General features: G+C 59.1%; 9 protein-coding genes and 2 tRNA genes. 8 read left to right on the forward strand and 3 right to left on the reverse strand.

All coding sequences use genetic code 11. The annotated features are described in order from the left end of the window. Nucleotides 1-65: 65 nt before the first annotated feature. The 3 genes from C3938_RS11550 to C3938_RS11560 form a co-directional block, all read right to left on the reverse strand. Nucleotides 66-1,091, reverse strand: a complete 1,026-nt coding sequence (locus tag C3938_RS11550) for a zinc-binding alcohol dehydrogenase family protein (RefSeq protein WP_105103457.1) — start codon at nt 1,089-1,091, stop codon at nt 66-68. Between the two features lie 146 nt (nt 1,092-1,237). Then, on the reverse strand, nt 1,238-2,431 hold the full coding sequence (locus C3938_RS11555) for a PepSY-associated TM helix domain-containing protein (RefSeq protein WP_105103458.1): 1,194 nt from the start codon (nt 2,429-2,431) through the stop codon (nt 1,238-1,240). Nucleotides 2,432-2,490: 59 nt separating this feature from the next. Beyond that, nucleotides 2,491-4,605 carry a TonB-dependent receptor gene (locus C3938_RS11560; protein ID WP_105103459.1) on the reverse strand — a complete coding sequence of 705 codons (2,115 nt, stop codon included), beginning with the start codon at nt 4,603-4,605 and terminating at the stop codon, nt 2,491-2,493. A 362-nt stretch (nt 4,606-4,967) separates the two neighbouring features. On the opposite strand from C3938_RS11560, the gene C3938_RS11565 reads away from it, so the two are divergent. From C3938_RS11565 to rpsO, 8 genes are all read left to right on the forward strand, one after another. Further along, nucleotides 4,968-5,044: transfer RNA gene (locus C3938_RS11565), tRNA-Met, on the forward strand. A gap of 56 nt (nt 5,045-5,100) precedes the next feature. After that, nucleotides 5,101-5,177, forward strand: a tRNA-Met gene (locus tag C3938_RS11570). Nucleotides 5,178-5,428: 251 nt separating this feature from the next. Then, nucleotides 5,429-5,905 (forward strand): ribosome maturation factor RimP, encoded by a 477-nt coding sequence (gene rimP / locus C3938_RS11575; protein WP_105104487.1) that lies wholly within the window; start codon nt 5,429-5,431, stop codon nt 5,903-5,905. A gap of 177 nt (nt 5,906-6,082) precedes the next feature. Then, nucleotides 6,083-7,579 (forward strand): transcription termination factor NusA, encoded by a 1,497-nt coding sequence (nusA, locus tag C3938_RS11580; protein WP_105103460.1) that lies wholly within the window; start codon nt 6,083-6,085, stop codon nt 7,577-7,579. A 146-nt stretch (nt 7,580-7,725) separates the two neighbouring features. Next, nucleotides 7,726-10,524: a translation initiation factor IF-2 gene (gene infB, locus C3938_RS11585; RefSeq protein ID WP_105103461.1), complete on the forward strand. Its 2,799-nt coding sequence runs from the start codon at nt 7,726-7,728 to the stop codon at nt 10,522-10,524. Nucleotides 10,525-10,624: 100 nt separating this feature from the next. Then, on the forward strand, nt 10,625-11,074 hold the full coding sequence (rbfA, locus tag C3938_RS11590; protein WP_105103462.1) for a 30S ribosome-binding factor RbfA: 450 nt from the start codon (nt 10,625-10,627) through the stop codon (nt 11,072-11,074). Continuing rightward, nucleotides 11,074-12,009: a tRNA pseudouridine(55) synthase TruB gene (truB, locus tag C3938_RS11595; protein WP_105103463.1), complete on the forward strand. Its 936-nt coding sequence runs from the start codon at nt 11,074-11,076 to the stop codon at nt 12,007-12,009. Before rbfA ends, truB begins: the two co-directional genes overlap by 1 nt. Before the next feature lie 236 nt (nt 12,010-12,245). Continuing rightward, nucleotides 12,246-12,515 (forward strand): 30S ribosomal protein S15, encoded by a 270-nt coding sequence (gene rpsO / locus C3938_RS11600; RefSeq protein ID WP_105103464.1) that lies wholly within the window; start codon nt 12,246-12,248, stop codon nt 12,513-12,515. Nucleotides 12,516-12,681 lie beyond the last annotated feature (166 nt).

The following is a 12,681-nucleotide window of genomic DNA, read 5'->3' on the forward strand; positions in this document are numbered from 1 at the left end:
AGCTACTGCGCGGGCGTCATACGGCGCCCGGCGGTGCGCTTTCCAAAGACTCTATCCAAATAAAATCAATTCCATCCCGCCAGAACTATCTTGCCGATGGTGCGCCCGGTTTCCAGTTGTCGGTGGGCGAGGCGCAGGTTGGCAGCGTTGATGGGCTCCACGGTGTCGCCGACCGTGGTCACCAGAGTCTCGTTATCCACCAGTTCCGCGATCCGGTTCAGTATCCAGCCCTGGTGGTCCATGTCCTCGGTTTCAAACCTGCTGCGGGTGAACATGAATTCCCACACAAAGGTGGCGCTTTTGGGTTTCAGCAGATTCAGCGGCAGCGGTTCGCGGTTGTCCACGACGCAGCAGATTTTTCCCTGGGGTTTGATGGCGCTGGCCATGGCGGGGAAGTGCTGGTCGGTATCGGCGAGGCACAGGATGTAGTCCACCTCCGGAATGCCGATGTCTTTCAATTCCTCATCCACCGGGTTGCGGTGATTGACCACATGGCTCGCACCCATTTGTTTTACCCAGATACTGGATTTGGTGCGTGAGGCCGTGGCGATGACCTTGAGTTTGGCCAGTGAGCGGGCGAGCTGAATGGCGATGGAACCCACGCCACCGGCGCCGCCGATGATCAGGATAGACTTGCCCGCGTCGGCGCCGGCGCTGGAAATTCCCAGGCGGTCGAACAGGGCCTCCCAGGCGGTGAGACTGGTCAGCGGCAGGGCCGCAGACGCCGGGTGATCCAGCGTGCGCGGCATTCTGCCGACGATACGCTCGTCCACCAACTGATACTCGCTGTAGCAACCAGGGCGTGTGACGTCACCGGCGTAATACACCTGATCGCCCGTGCGGAAGTTTTTCACCGCGCTGCCTACCGCAATGACCTCACCAGCGGCATCCCAGCCGAGAATTCTGGGGGACGTTTCGGTAACGGCATCCGGCTTGGGCGCGCGGATCTTGGTGTCGACCGGATTGACCGCGATGGCTTTAACGGCAATCAGCAGGTCCCTGGGGCCGGGTTCCGGTTGATCGACGTTGAGGTCGACAAGGGATTCTTCGCAATCAATGGGCAGGTACTGAAAAAGACCGACAGCTTTCACGCGGGAACTCCATATCCTTGGTGGTAGTCCTGAGTATCTACATCCGTGATTCAATTTCCGCGCCAGATACTGCCTATGTTTCGGCAGTAATTCTGCAGACGCGGTCGCAGTTTAGTTGAGCGGGCACCCGTCGGCTGTGACCTGGCTCAGACTTCCACGGGCTTGTCAGAGGGAACGCTTTCGGGGGTGTTGTCGGCGTTACGGGAACTGTGTGACAGGCGGGTTTTGGCGCCGACTCGAAGCCTGCGCTTCTGCCACCACAGGTAGAGCCCGGTGCCAAACAGGAGTGTGGGTGTGAGTCCTGTGAGCAACACCAGCCAGCGCCCGACGATGCCGAGGGCGTCGCCGTTGTGCAGTGGGAATTGCCAGCGCAGGATCTTGTTGCCGAGAGGGATTTCGGTGACGTTCTGGTGCATCAGGACTTCGCCGGAATACTGGTCAATACGCACGATGCTGGCGCCGTAGTTGGACCAGACTTCGCCAGCGGCGCGGAAGGTGAGGCCATAGCTGTCTTTGTTGTCCCTCGGCAGATAGATGCGTTTCAGCACCCCGCCGGGAAATACCTGTTCGCCGATGGCGACAGCCTGGTCCGCAGAAATTGGCGCGCCCTTGTCTGTGTGCGAGCCGGGGAGGGTTGGACGAGGGGCGACATGGAACAGACTGCCCACCACCGTTTCAACTTGGGACGGGAATACCAGCGCCACGCCGGAAAAGCTGGTCATCAACAGCAATGGCAGAAAATAGATGCCAAACACCTTGTGGAGATCAAAATAGAAACGGAAGCGGTTGCCGCGGCGGGAGATGGTAAAGGCGCGTTTCCAGCGGCCTGTACCGGCTTTGAGCGCCTTCGGCCACCACAGTACCGCGCCAGTGATACAGAACGCCATCAGCAACAAGCCCATAAAGCCGACCACCGTCTTGCCGGTTTTCCCGGCGAGCAGGGTGTAGTGGAGGCGGTACAACCAGGTCATGGTGTAGCTGGTGGTACCCCAGGTGCGCACCGCAAGCACCTCCGCATCGGTAGGCGACACGCTGACTTCCACTGGACCGGGAGAGCCTTCCCGGGAGGGAAGACGCACCACATACGGGCTGCCGGGCTGGTACTGGGTCATCAGTCTCGTGGGGGCGGGATTACCCGGCACCGCCGCCTGCGCCGCAGCGAGAATATCCGCGTAACGGGCTGGCTGACGGGTTGGGTTGAACACTGTGGTGTGTGGTGCGAGTTTTTCATCCAGCGTGTGATCGAACACCAGCAGGCTGCCGGTGAGTCCGATCAGTGCGAGTAGCAGACCGAGGGTGAGACCGGCGTATTTGTGCAGGACGAAAAGGGTTTTGCGCATCAGTGTAAGCGTCCAACCGGGTTCGCCTGCTCACAGGCGAACGGGTTGCAGGTAAAAAATTAAAACACTTTCGAATAAGACAGGTTCACCGCGCGCCCCAGGCCCTTGAAGTTGCGGATATCGTTACCCGCAGTCTGGGAGTTGTAGGTGAAGTAGTCTTCGTCGGTGAGATTCTGGATACCCAGTGCGAACTCCCCGCCGAGCGCTTTCAGCTGTGCGCTGGCGTCGATGGTGGTGTAACCGTCGAATTCCTTGGTTACCACGCCCGCGCTGTTTTTGAAATCCCGGTCCAGCAGCCAGTTGGCCTGCACGCGGGTACTGAAATCGTCGCTCCAGTTACGCGCCCAGCTCAGGTTGAAGCGATTGGGGGCAATATTGCGGCCGTCCAGATCGGTATCCACCTTGCCGTCGTCATCGGAGTCGTAGCGCCCTTCGGTATAGGCGTAACGCGCTTCGATGGTATCGGCGTCGGTGGCGAACCACTGGCCGCGCAACTCCAGACCGTCGATATCGGTTTTCTCGCGGCTGACGCTGTAGATACCGTCGTTTCCGAGATTCAAACGCTGGCCGAAATCTGAATCCGACGTGTAATAGGCCACCTGGGCAGTGAACGTATCGTTGTGGAAGTCGAGGCCTATTTCCTGGTTTTCGGTGAGGATTGGCTGCATGTCGAGGAAGCTCTCCACACTCAGATTGGGCTCATCGATTCCACGCAGTACGCGTCCCACGTCCGGCATGGAGAAACCTTCCGAGTAGTTGGCGTAGACCCGCAGGGCGTCGTTGAACGCGTATGTCGCGCCGATATTTCCGAGGGTCTCACTGAACTCCGGGTTGCCGCCTTCGACAAACTGGCCGCCGTTGTAGGAATACAGCGTGGTGAAGTCGTCCACCTGTAGCTCGGAAATCTCGTGGCGTACACCCGCGGTGATGGTCATGCGTTCGATGCCGCTGAATTCCGCCTGTGCGTAAGGGGCGATGCTTTTGTATTTGGTGGGCGGAACCCAGGCGCGGTTGGTAAGGATCAGCTGCTGCCAGGTTTCGTCCTGCAGCAGGTCGACACCGTAGGCGAGGCTTACCGGTGCGCCGGCGATGTCGTCCTTGATCAGGGTCAGTTTCAGACCGCGTTTTTCCGAATTGTTCTGGGACTGGTCGAATACCTCTTCGCCGTAAGCCGGGTCCTGAAAGGTTCCACTGGGTGTGCCGCCGTAGGTACCGGCGAAATCCTGGGAGAACGCCTGTGCGCGCAGTTTCTGCCCAAAGAAATCTTCCTTGGCGTACTGGAAATTGATCGTAGTGACTTCATTGGACGGCGACTTGCCCGGCACCTCCGCTTTGATGGCTGTCGTGGGAATACCTTCGGAAATGTCTCCGTCGACGCTCAGCCAGTTGTTGTTACCTTCCACCAGATAGTGGTTGATGGTGAGCTGTACGCGCTGGTCATCCCAGCTGTAGCCGGTCTTGATAAAGGCATTGACGGTTTCGCTGTCCATGGTATCGCCCTGGGTATTGTCGAAGCCGACAATTTCTCCGTTGGCGTCGTAACTGATACCCGTGTCGCGGTAGGTCACACTCGCCAGGACGTCGATGTCATTTACCCTGCCGGAGAGGCTGTAGCTGCCGTTATAGCCGAAGGTGTCGCCGATCTCCTCTGGCTGCAGGCTCGATTCCACTCGCAGGCTCTGCTGGAATTCGTCGCTGGGGGTGCGGGTCACCAGGTTGATGATACCGCCGGAGGCGCCCATCCCGTGGATGGCGTTGGCGCCGTGAATTACTTCCACACGCTCCAGCATGAGCGGGTCGATCGTGTGGCCGTCGCGGCCGCCGTCGCGGAGAGGGTTGGACTGGGGGACACCGTCAATCAGGTACAGGGGCTTGCGACCGCGCAGGCTCTCGCCGGCGCTGGTCATTTTCTGTCGGCTCGGGGAGAAACTCGGAATCAGATTGCCGAGGATGGTGGACAGGTCGCTGGTGGCGGCCATCTGCTTGGTCAGTTCCTGCTGGTCGATCAGGGTAACGGTGTTGGGGATGGCGCTCAGGGGCTTTTCGGTGCGGCTGGCGGTGACCACGACTTCCTCGGCGATGTGCGCGTCGGACTCTGCGGCATTGGCTATGGTGCCGGTGATGGAACTGGCGGCGGTAATTGCCAGGGCGAGTGAAGTGCGTGTCCCGCGCATGCTGAACTCCTCGGGGAATCGGTTAGTAAATAACGTTGTGAACCACGGTTTATGGTGTGGGTGTGGCAGATCGACTTGCGTCACACTGGCGGGGATAGATGATGTACCCGCCCGGGTGTCCATTGGACCCGGTAAATTTGGGTCGCGATCATAAAGAAAATGAGAATCTTTAACAATTAACATTTGAGAGCGGATGTCTGCTGAGTCTTTAATTTCTGTTGATGGGCCGGTGCGTGTAATTAAATGCCAGAAGTGACTTGACTCCCCCGGGGTCGATCAATAGAATGCGCAGCCTCTGAGCGGTTGGGGTCACCCACCGCAGGAAGTCGAAGTCTTACCAGGTCGATTTCCAGGGTTGTTGGTGCGGGGTGGAGCAGCCTGGTAGCTCGTCGGGCTCATAACCCGAAGGTCGTAGGTTCAAATCCTGCCCCCGCTACCAAATTTCCATTTATACTTCTGAAGTTGTAAGTGGTTGTGAGATCCCAGAGTTGTTGTTGCGGGGTGGAGCAGCCTGGTAGCTCGTCGGGCTCATAACCCGAAGGTCGTAGGTTCAAATCCTGCCCCCGCTACCAAATTCTGTAGGCACAATAATTTGTGACTACGCAGTTGAAGCCCCTGTTAGGGGCTTTTTCGTATCTGCGGCAAACGGGTGCGTCCCGGTTTGCCATCCGAATGGGCCGGGAGTCGGCGCCGCGGTTTCTCATTCGGGCCGTGGGGCTAGCTTCGCTGCCCATTTTTTGTTTTTGCAATCTGCTCCGGCAGTTGCGTATCCGCCCCGGTGGTCGGCAATACAGCCGGCACGATCGCGGGTCAAAGTGGTGATATGGCAAGCAAACGCGAACTTTTGGAAGAGCTTCTGGCTCCGGTGGTTGAATCACTGGGTTGTGAACTGTGGGGGATTGAGTATCAGACCCACGGCCGCAATGCCCTGCTGCGCATTTACATTGATGCGGAAGAGGGCGTCACTGTGGAAGACTGCGAGAAGGTCAGCCGCCAGGCGAGTGCGGTGCTGGATGTGGAAGACCCCATCAGCGGTAATTACACCCTGGAGGTTTCCTCTCCGGGTATGGATCGTCCGCTGTACAAGCTTGAACAGTTTGAGCGCTTCACTGGTGCTCAGGTGGAAGTCCGCCTGCGCATGCCTCTGGAGGGTCAGCGCAAGTGGCGTGGCCTGCTGGCGGGTGTTGAGGGCGACGAAGTCGTCCTGCGCATCGACAGTGAAAATGAATACCTGCTGCCGATCGATAGCATCGAGCGGGCGAATGTGATTCCGCAGTTCGAGAGCGGAAAAAAGAAGTAACGCATTCGCCGCACTGCCCGCTCAGGTAATTGCCAATGCGGGTATAACGGTATTTGGGCCCGGGCTTTCCGGGATTATTTTGTAGGGCAATGCAGAAGTAGCAGGTGGGAATGGCACACGTGTCGCTCACCATGGCATTGAATTAAAAGCACGTAGCGTTTTTGAAGAGGCAGCTGCATGAACAAAGAAATCTTGCTGGTAGCCGAGGCGGTTTCCAACGAGAAAGGCGTTGACCGGGATATTATTTTCCAGGCAATCGAGGCGGCCCTGGCAACGGCCACCAAGAAGCGCTACGACGAAGATTCCACCATTCAGGTGATCATTGATCGTCGCACCGGTGATTACGAAACGTTCCGCAGTTGGGAAGTGGTGGACGACGAAACCCTGGCAGAACTGGGTACCCAGTTCACCCTGGAAGAAGCGCACGAGAAAGATCCCGAACTGAAAGCCGGTGATGTGTACCGTGAACAGGTGGAAAACGTCGAGTTCGGCCGCATTGCTGCGCAAACCGCCAAACAGGTGATTGTGCAGAAAGTGCGTGAAGCCGAGCGCGCCAAGATCGTCGACGAGTATCGCGATCGCGTCGGCGACCTGATCAGTGGCACCGTGAAAAAAGTGACCCGCGATTTTATCGCTGTGGACTTGGGTAATAACGCCGAAGCGCGCCTGCCGCGCGACCAGCTGGTTGGCCGTGAGATTTTCCGTCTCGGCGATCGTGTGCGCGCCATCCTGAAGGAAATCCTGCCGGAAGCCCGCGGCCCGCAGCTGATGCTGAGCCGTTCCTGTCCGGAAATGCTGATCGAGCTGTTCCGCATTGAGGTGCCGGAGATCTCCGAACAGGTGATCGAGATCAAGGGCGCCGCGCGCGATCCGGGCCTGCGCGCCAAGATCGCGGTGAAAACCAACGATGGCCGTATCGACCCGGTGGGCGCCTGCGTGGGCATGCGCGGTGCGCGTGTACAGGCCGTTTCCAACGAGCTGTCCGGCGAGCGTGTGGATATCGTGCTGTGGGACGACAATCCCGCCCAGTTCGTGATCAACGCCATGGCCCCGGCGGAAATCGAATCCATCGTTGTGGATGAGGACGCAGGTTCCATGGACGTGGCGGTTGCGGAAGAAAATCTGGCGATGGCCATCGGCCGCAGCGGCCAGAACGTGCGCCTGGCGTCCGAGTTGACCGAGTGGCAGATCAACGTGATGAGCGTTGATGCCTGGCAGGCCAAGCAGGAAGCTGAATCCGGCAGCATCATCGAAGTGTTCATGGAACGCCTGGATATCGACGAAGACGTGGCCGGCGTTCTGGTGGATGAAGGTTTCACCAGCCTGGAGGAAGTGGCCTACGTACCGATGGAAGAGATGCTGTCCATCGAAGGTTTTGATGAAGAAATTGCAGAAGAACTGCGCGCCCGTGCCAAGGACGCCCTGCTGACTCAGGCGCTGGCTTCCGAAGAACAGCTGGATGCCGGTGAACCCCAGGAAGATCTTCTGAACATGGAAGGCATGGATCGTCAGTTGGCGTTCCAGCTGGCGAGCCGCGGTGTGGCCTCCATGGAAGACCTGGCGGAGCAGGCGGTCGACGACCTGCTGGATATTGAAGGTATGGACGAAGAGCGCGCTGCTGCGCTGATCATGAAAGCCCGCGAACCCTGGTTCGCCGACGACAGTGATCAATAAGCTGGATACCCCAGTGCCGGGCGCAAGCCCGGCCACGCGCACCGATGTCGGGTGCGCGCCACGAATTGCCTGCGATGCAGGTCAAGGGTGGAGCAGCAAAATGCATTGAAGCTGCTCTGCCACCAAGTGACTTTTTAGGAGAGAGAATGGCCGAAGTAACAGTTAGCGAACTCGCCAAATCGGTTGGTGCCACCGAAGAGCGTCTGCTCAAGCAGATGCAGGAAGCGGGTTTGCCCCACACTTCAGCGGATGCGAAGGTATCGGCGGAAGAAAAACAGGTCCTGCTCAACTTCCTGAAAAGCAGTCACGGGGAGCAGAGCGCTTCACCTCGTAAAATCACCCTCAAGCGCAAAACCACCACGACACTGAAAACCGGATCTGGCGCCGGCCGTAAAACCGTGAACGTGGAAGTGCGCAAGAAACGCACCTACGTCAAACGTGCCGACGCGGATGAAGCCGAGCAGCCGGAAGTGGATACCTCTGCATTGCTGAAGGCTGAGGAAGAGCTGGCCGCTGCCGAGAAAGCCGCCGCCGAGCGCGCGCGCGCCGAGCAGGAGGCTGCTGAAGCCGAGGCCAAGGCGCGTGCCGAAGCGGAAGCCAAGGCCCGCCAGGAAGAGGAAGAAGCTGCAAAGGCCCAGGCAGAAGCGGAAGCCAAAGCCGCACAGGATGCTGCCAAACCTGCGGAAGAAAAGGTCGAGGCCCAGGCCGAAGTCAAGCCCGAGCCCGAAACCCCGGCTGTCCGCTCCAGTTATGTCGACGATATTGAAGCCATGCGTCTGGCGGCCATCGAGCGTCGTAAGAAAGAAGATGAGCGCGAAGCGGCCGAGCTTGAAGAGAAAAAAGCACGTGTGGAAGCCGAGCGCGCACGTGTTGAGCAGGAACAGAAAGAACGCGCTGAGAACGTTAAGCGCAAAGATGCCGCCGAAGCCGAGAAGGCCGCTGCCCCCCGTCGTAAGCACGAGGCTGTTGATGTCGTCAGCCGCGACGAAGACGATGACGAGCCGCGCAAACGCCGTGGTGGCCGCCGCAGCAAGACGGGTCCGAAAAAATCCAGCCGGACTTCTCTTTTCGATGCGGCATTGGAGGTCTTCGACAGTGACGAAGAGGAAAAGCGCAGCACGCGTTCCCTTTCTCGCCCGACGCTGAAAATCAAGAATACGCACGGCTTCAAAAAGCCGACAGGAAAGCAAGTGTACGAAGTGCAACTGGGCGAGACGATCACCGTCGGCGATCTCGCCAAGCAGTTGAATATCAAGGCCGGCGAACTGATCAAACGCCTGATGAAAATGGGCGAAATGGCCACCATTAATCAGAGCCTGGATCGCGATACCGCGACCCTGATCGTGGAAGAACTGGGCCACAAAGTGGTGTTGCGTTCCGAGAACGAGCTGGAAGAGCAATTGGTTGCCCAGTCCCAGCAGGTGGACGGTGAGGAAGTATCCCGTGCGCCGGTGGTTACCGTTATGGGCCACGTCGACCACGGCAAAACCTCGCTGCTGGACTACATCCGCAACACCAAAGTGGTATCTGGTGAGGCCGGTGGCATTACCCAGCACATCGGTGCCTACCGGGTGCCGACCAGCCACGGCGAGATCGCCTTCCTGGATACTCCCGGTCACGCCGCGTTTACCGCCATGCGTGCCCGCGGCGCCCAGGCGACCGACGTGGTGATCCTGGTGGTCGCGGCGGACGACGGCGTGATGCCGCAGACCGAGGAAGCCATCGCCCACGCCAAGGCAGCGGGCGTACCGCTGGTAGTCGCGATCAACAAATGTGACAAGGAAGCGGCCGATCCCGACCGTGTGAAGAACGAACTGGCGGCCAAAGACGTGATCCCGGAAGACTGGGGTGGCGACACCCAGTTCGTACAGGTGTCTGCACACACCGGTCAGGGCATCGACGAGCTGCTGGAAGCGGTTTCCCTGCAGGCGGAAATGCTGGAACTGAAAGCCAAGGTGGGTGTGCCCGCCACCGGTGTAGTAATCGAAGCGCGTCTTGAAAAAGGCCGCGGTGTGGTTGCCACCCTGCTGGTGCAGAACGGCGAACTGAAGCGCGGCGATATCGTACTGGCCGGTCAGAGCTTCGGCCGCGTGCGCGCCATGACCAACGAACTGGGCAAGTCCGTGAAAGACGCGGGCCCGTCCACCCCGGTAGAACTGCTCGGCCTCGATAGCACGCCGAACGCCGGTGACGAGTTCCTGGTGGTAGCCGACGAGCGCAAGGCCCGCGAAGTGGCGGAGCAGCGCGCCGAGAAAGAGCGTTCCGAGCGTATGCAGCGCCAGCAGGCGGCCAAGCTCGAGAACATGTTCGCGAACATGGAAGCCGGCGAGAAGAAAGTCCTGCCGGTGGTGCTCAAGACCGACGTGCGTGGTTCTCTGGAAGCCATTCAGTCTGCGCTGATGGACATCGGCAACGAAGAAGTTTCCGTGACCGTGGTATCCAGTGGCGTCGGCGGCATTGCCGAGAACGACGTCAACCTGGCGTTGACCTCCGGTGCCATCATCCTCGGCTTCAACACCCGTGCCGACGTGGCCGCGCGCAAACTGGCGGAAACCGAGAGTGTGGAGATCCGCTACTACAGCGTGATCTATAACCTCCTGGACGAAGTAAAGCAGGCACTGTCCGGCATGCTGGATCCGGAGGTTCGCGAGGAGATCGTGGGTATCGCCGAGGTGCGCGATGTGTTCCGCTCACCCAAGTTTGGCGCCATTGCCGGTTGTATGGTCACCGAGGGTTCGGTGTACCGCAACAAGCCGATCCGTGTACTGCGCGACAACGTGGTGATCTACCAGGGCGAACTGGAGTCCCTGCGTCGCTTCAAGGACGACGTGTCCGAAGTCCGCAACGGCATGGAGTGTGGTATTGGCGTTAAAGACTACAATGACGTCAAGCCCGGCGACCAGATCGAGGTCTACGACATCACCAAAGTAGCCCGCGAGCTGTAATCATCTATCACCCCGGTGCATGCCGGGGGCCCGCCCGTCTGACACGTTTTTGCTCCTGCAAAAACGTGTCAGACGGGCCGCCATTTTGAATAGGTAACTGATGGCCAAAGAATTCCACCGCGCCGACCGGGTCGCCGACGCCATGCGTCGCGAACTGGCCCAGCTGATCCAGCACGAAGTGCGCGACCCGCGTGTAGGCATGGTCAATGTCAACGATGTGGAAGTGAGTCGCGATCTCACCACTGCCAAGGTCTACGTGACCCTGGTGGGGGAAGACGATCCGAGCAAGATCGAAATTTCCATGGCGGCGCTCAACAAGGCGGCCGGCTTCCTGCGCAGCCAGCTGGCCAAAGAGATCCAGATTCGTACTATTCCCCGTCTGTATTTCCGCTATGACGAGACCTCCGTGCGCGGCCAGCACCTCTCGGCGTTGATCGACAAAGCGGTGAAGTCGGATCAGAAACATGCGGATGACGACGGCGATCAGGTCGGCGACGACCGCAGGGACGATCAAGACCGCCGAGAAGGCGGGGAAGAAAGTAACGACTGATGGGCCGCAGACCAAAATGGGGGCGGCAGGTGGATGGCGTGCTGTTGCTGAACAAGCCCGCCGGTATTACCGCCAATGACGCCCTGCAGAAAGCCAAACGTCTCTTCTTCGCCAACCGCGCCGGCCATACCGGTGCGCTCGACCCGCTGGCGACCGGCGTACTGCCGATCTGCTTTGGCGAGGCGACCAAGTTTTCCCAGTATCTGCTGGATGCGGACAAGCGCTATCGCAGTACCTTCTGCCTCGGTATGACCACTGAGACAGGCGATGCCGACGGCAACGTGGTTTCCACCAGCGATGCCAGTGGCGTCACCGAAGCGCAGGTGCGGAAGGCCATGGAAGCCTTTCGCGGCACCATCCGCCAGGTGCCGTCCATGTATTCGGCGCTCAAACACAACGGCCAGCCGCTGTACAAGCTGGCGCGCCAGGGCATCGAAGTGGAGCGGGAAGCGCGCGAAGTGGAAATTTATTCCTACGAGCTGCTGAAATTTATACCCGGTACTAACCCCCGGGCTGAAATCAAGGTGCACTGTTCCAAGGGGACCTATGTGCGCAGCCTCGCCGAGGATCTGGGCAAGGCACTGGGCGTAGGGGCCTTTGTGGAAAAGCTGCACCGCAGCGCTGCTGGTCCCTATCACGAGGATGACGCGGTCACCCTGGATGAACTGACCGCAGAGCGCGGTGAGGGGCAGGCGGAACTGCTGGACCATCACCTGCTACCGGCAGATTCTCCCGCCTCCGGTTTGCCCAAAATGATCCTCACGGAGGATTCGAGCTACTATCTACGCCAGGGCCAGCCGGTGATGGATCTTCAGGTCTATCGCTTGGGCGATGAAGGTGATATGGTGCGCCTCTTCTCAGAAAGTGGTGATTTTCTGGGCGTTGGAGAGATTACTGATGACGGGCGGGTCGCTCCCCGCCGGTTGGTGAAATAAACTCTGACTGATCGAACAGCTGTGCGGCACAAGGGATGTGCCGCCCGTCGGCTCGGCCGGCGCGAGTCGGGTGGAAGCAGGCAGATCCGCGTATCTGCGCCGCTGAAGCCCGGCGACGATGACAGGAAACCAGGACGGCTTTTTGTCATCAGTAGGTAAAACGTCGATTAGCTGATCTGTAAACATGCACGGGTCAGCCGAATTTTCAAAGCATGTTACGAACGAGGTAATTCGTTATGGCACTGTCTGCATCTGAAAAAGCAGCCATCCTGAAAGAGCACGGCCAAGCTGCAGGTGACACCGGTTCTCCGGAAGTCCAGGTGGCTCTGCTGACCGCCAACATCAACAAGCTTCAGGGTCACTTTGCTTCTCACAAGCAAGACCACCACTCCCGTCGTGGTCTGATCCGCATGGTAAACCAGCGTCGTAAGCTGCTGGATTACCTGAAGCGCAAGGATCTGAACCGTTACGCACAGCTGATCGCCAAGCTCGGCCTGCGTCGCTAAGACCCTGAGAATGCCCGCCCCTTGGCGGGCATTCTTCTTTTTAGTGGCAGGAATTGACGAATTTCGGGGGTAAAGAAGTGACTTCCCCCCGGGAGCGCGGAGTTGCTTTTGGAACCGCTGAGGGCTGTTTATATCGCCCGCTGCCGGTTCCAGCTCCGCAAGCGGG

Origin of the sequence: Microbulbifer pacificus (genome assembly GCF_002959965.1) — a bacterium.
Lineage (GTDB): Bacteria > Pseudomonadota > Gammaproteobacteria > Pseudomonadales > Cellvibrionaceae > Microbulbifer > Microbulbifer pacificus_A.

Excerpts from the sequence above, each read along its gene's own strand:
- C3938_RS11555 (WP_105103458.1), bottom strand. The coding sequence starts at position 2,431 with ATGCGCAAAACCCTTTTCGTCCTGCACAAATACGCCGGTCTCACCCTC.
- C3938_RS11560 (WP_105103459.1), bottom strand. The coding sequence starts at position 4,605 with ATGCGCGGGACACGCACTTCACTCGCCCTGGCAATTACCGCCGCCAGT.
- rimP (WP_105104487.1), top strand. The coding sequence starts at position 5,429 with ATGGCAAGCAAACGCGAACTTTTGGAAGAGCTTCTGGCTCCGGTGGTT.
- nusA (WP_105103460.1), top strand. The coding sequence starts at position 6,083 with ATGAACAAAGAAATCTTGCTGGTAGCCGAGGCGGTTTCCAACGAGAAA.
- infB (WP_105103461.1), top strand. The coding sequence starts at position 7,726 with ATGGCCGAAGTAACAGTTAGCGAACTCGCCAAATCGGTTGGTGCCACC.
- rbfA (WP_105103462.1), top strand. The coding sequence starts at position 10,625 with ATGGCCAAAGAATTCCACCGCGCCGACCGGGTCGCCGACGCCATGCGT.
- truB (WP_105103463.1), top strand. The coding sequence starts at position 11,074 with ATGGGCCGCAGACCAAAATGGGGGCGGCAGGTGGATGGCGTGCTGTTG.
- rpsO (WP_105103464.1), top strand. The coding sequence starts at position 12,246 with ATGGCACTGTCTGCATCTGAAAAAGCAGCCATCCTGAAAGAGCACGGC.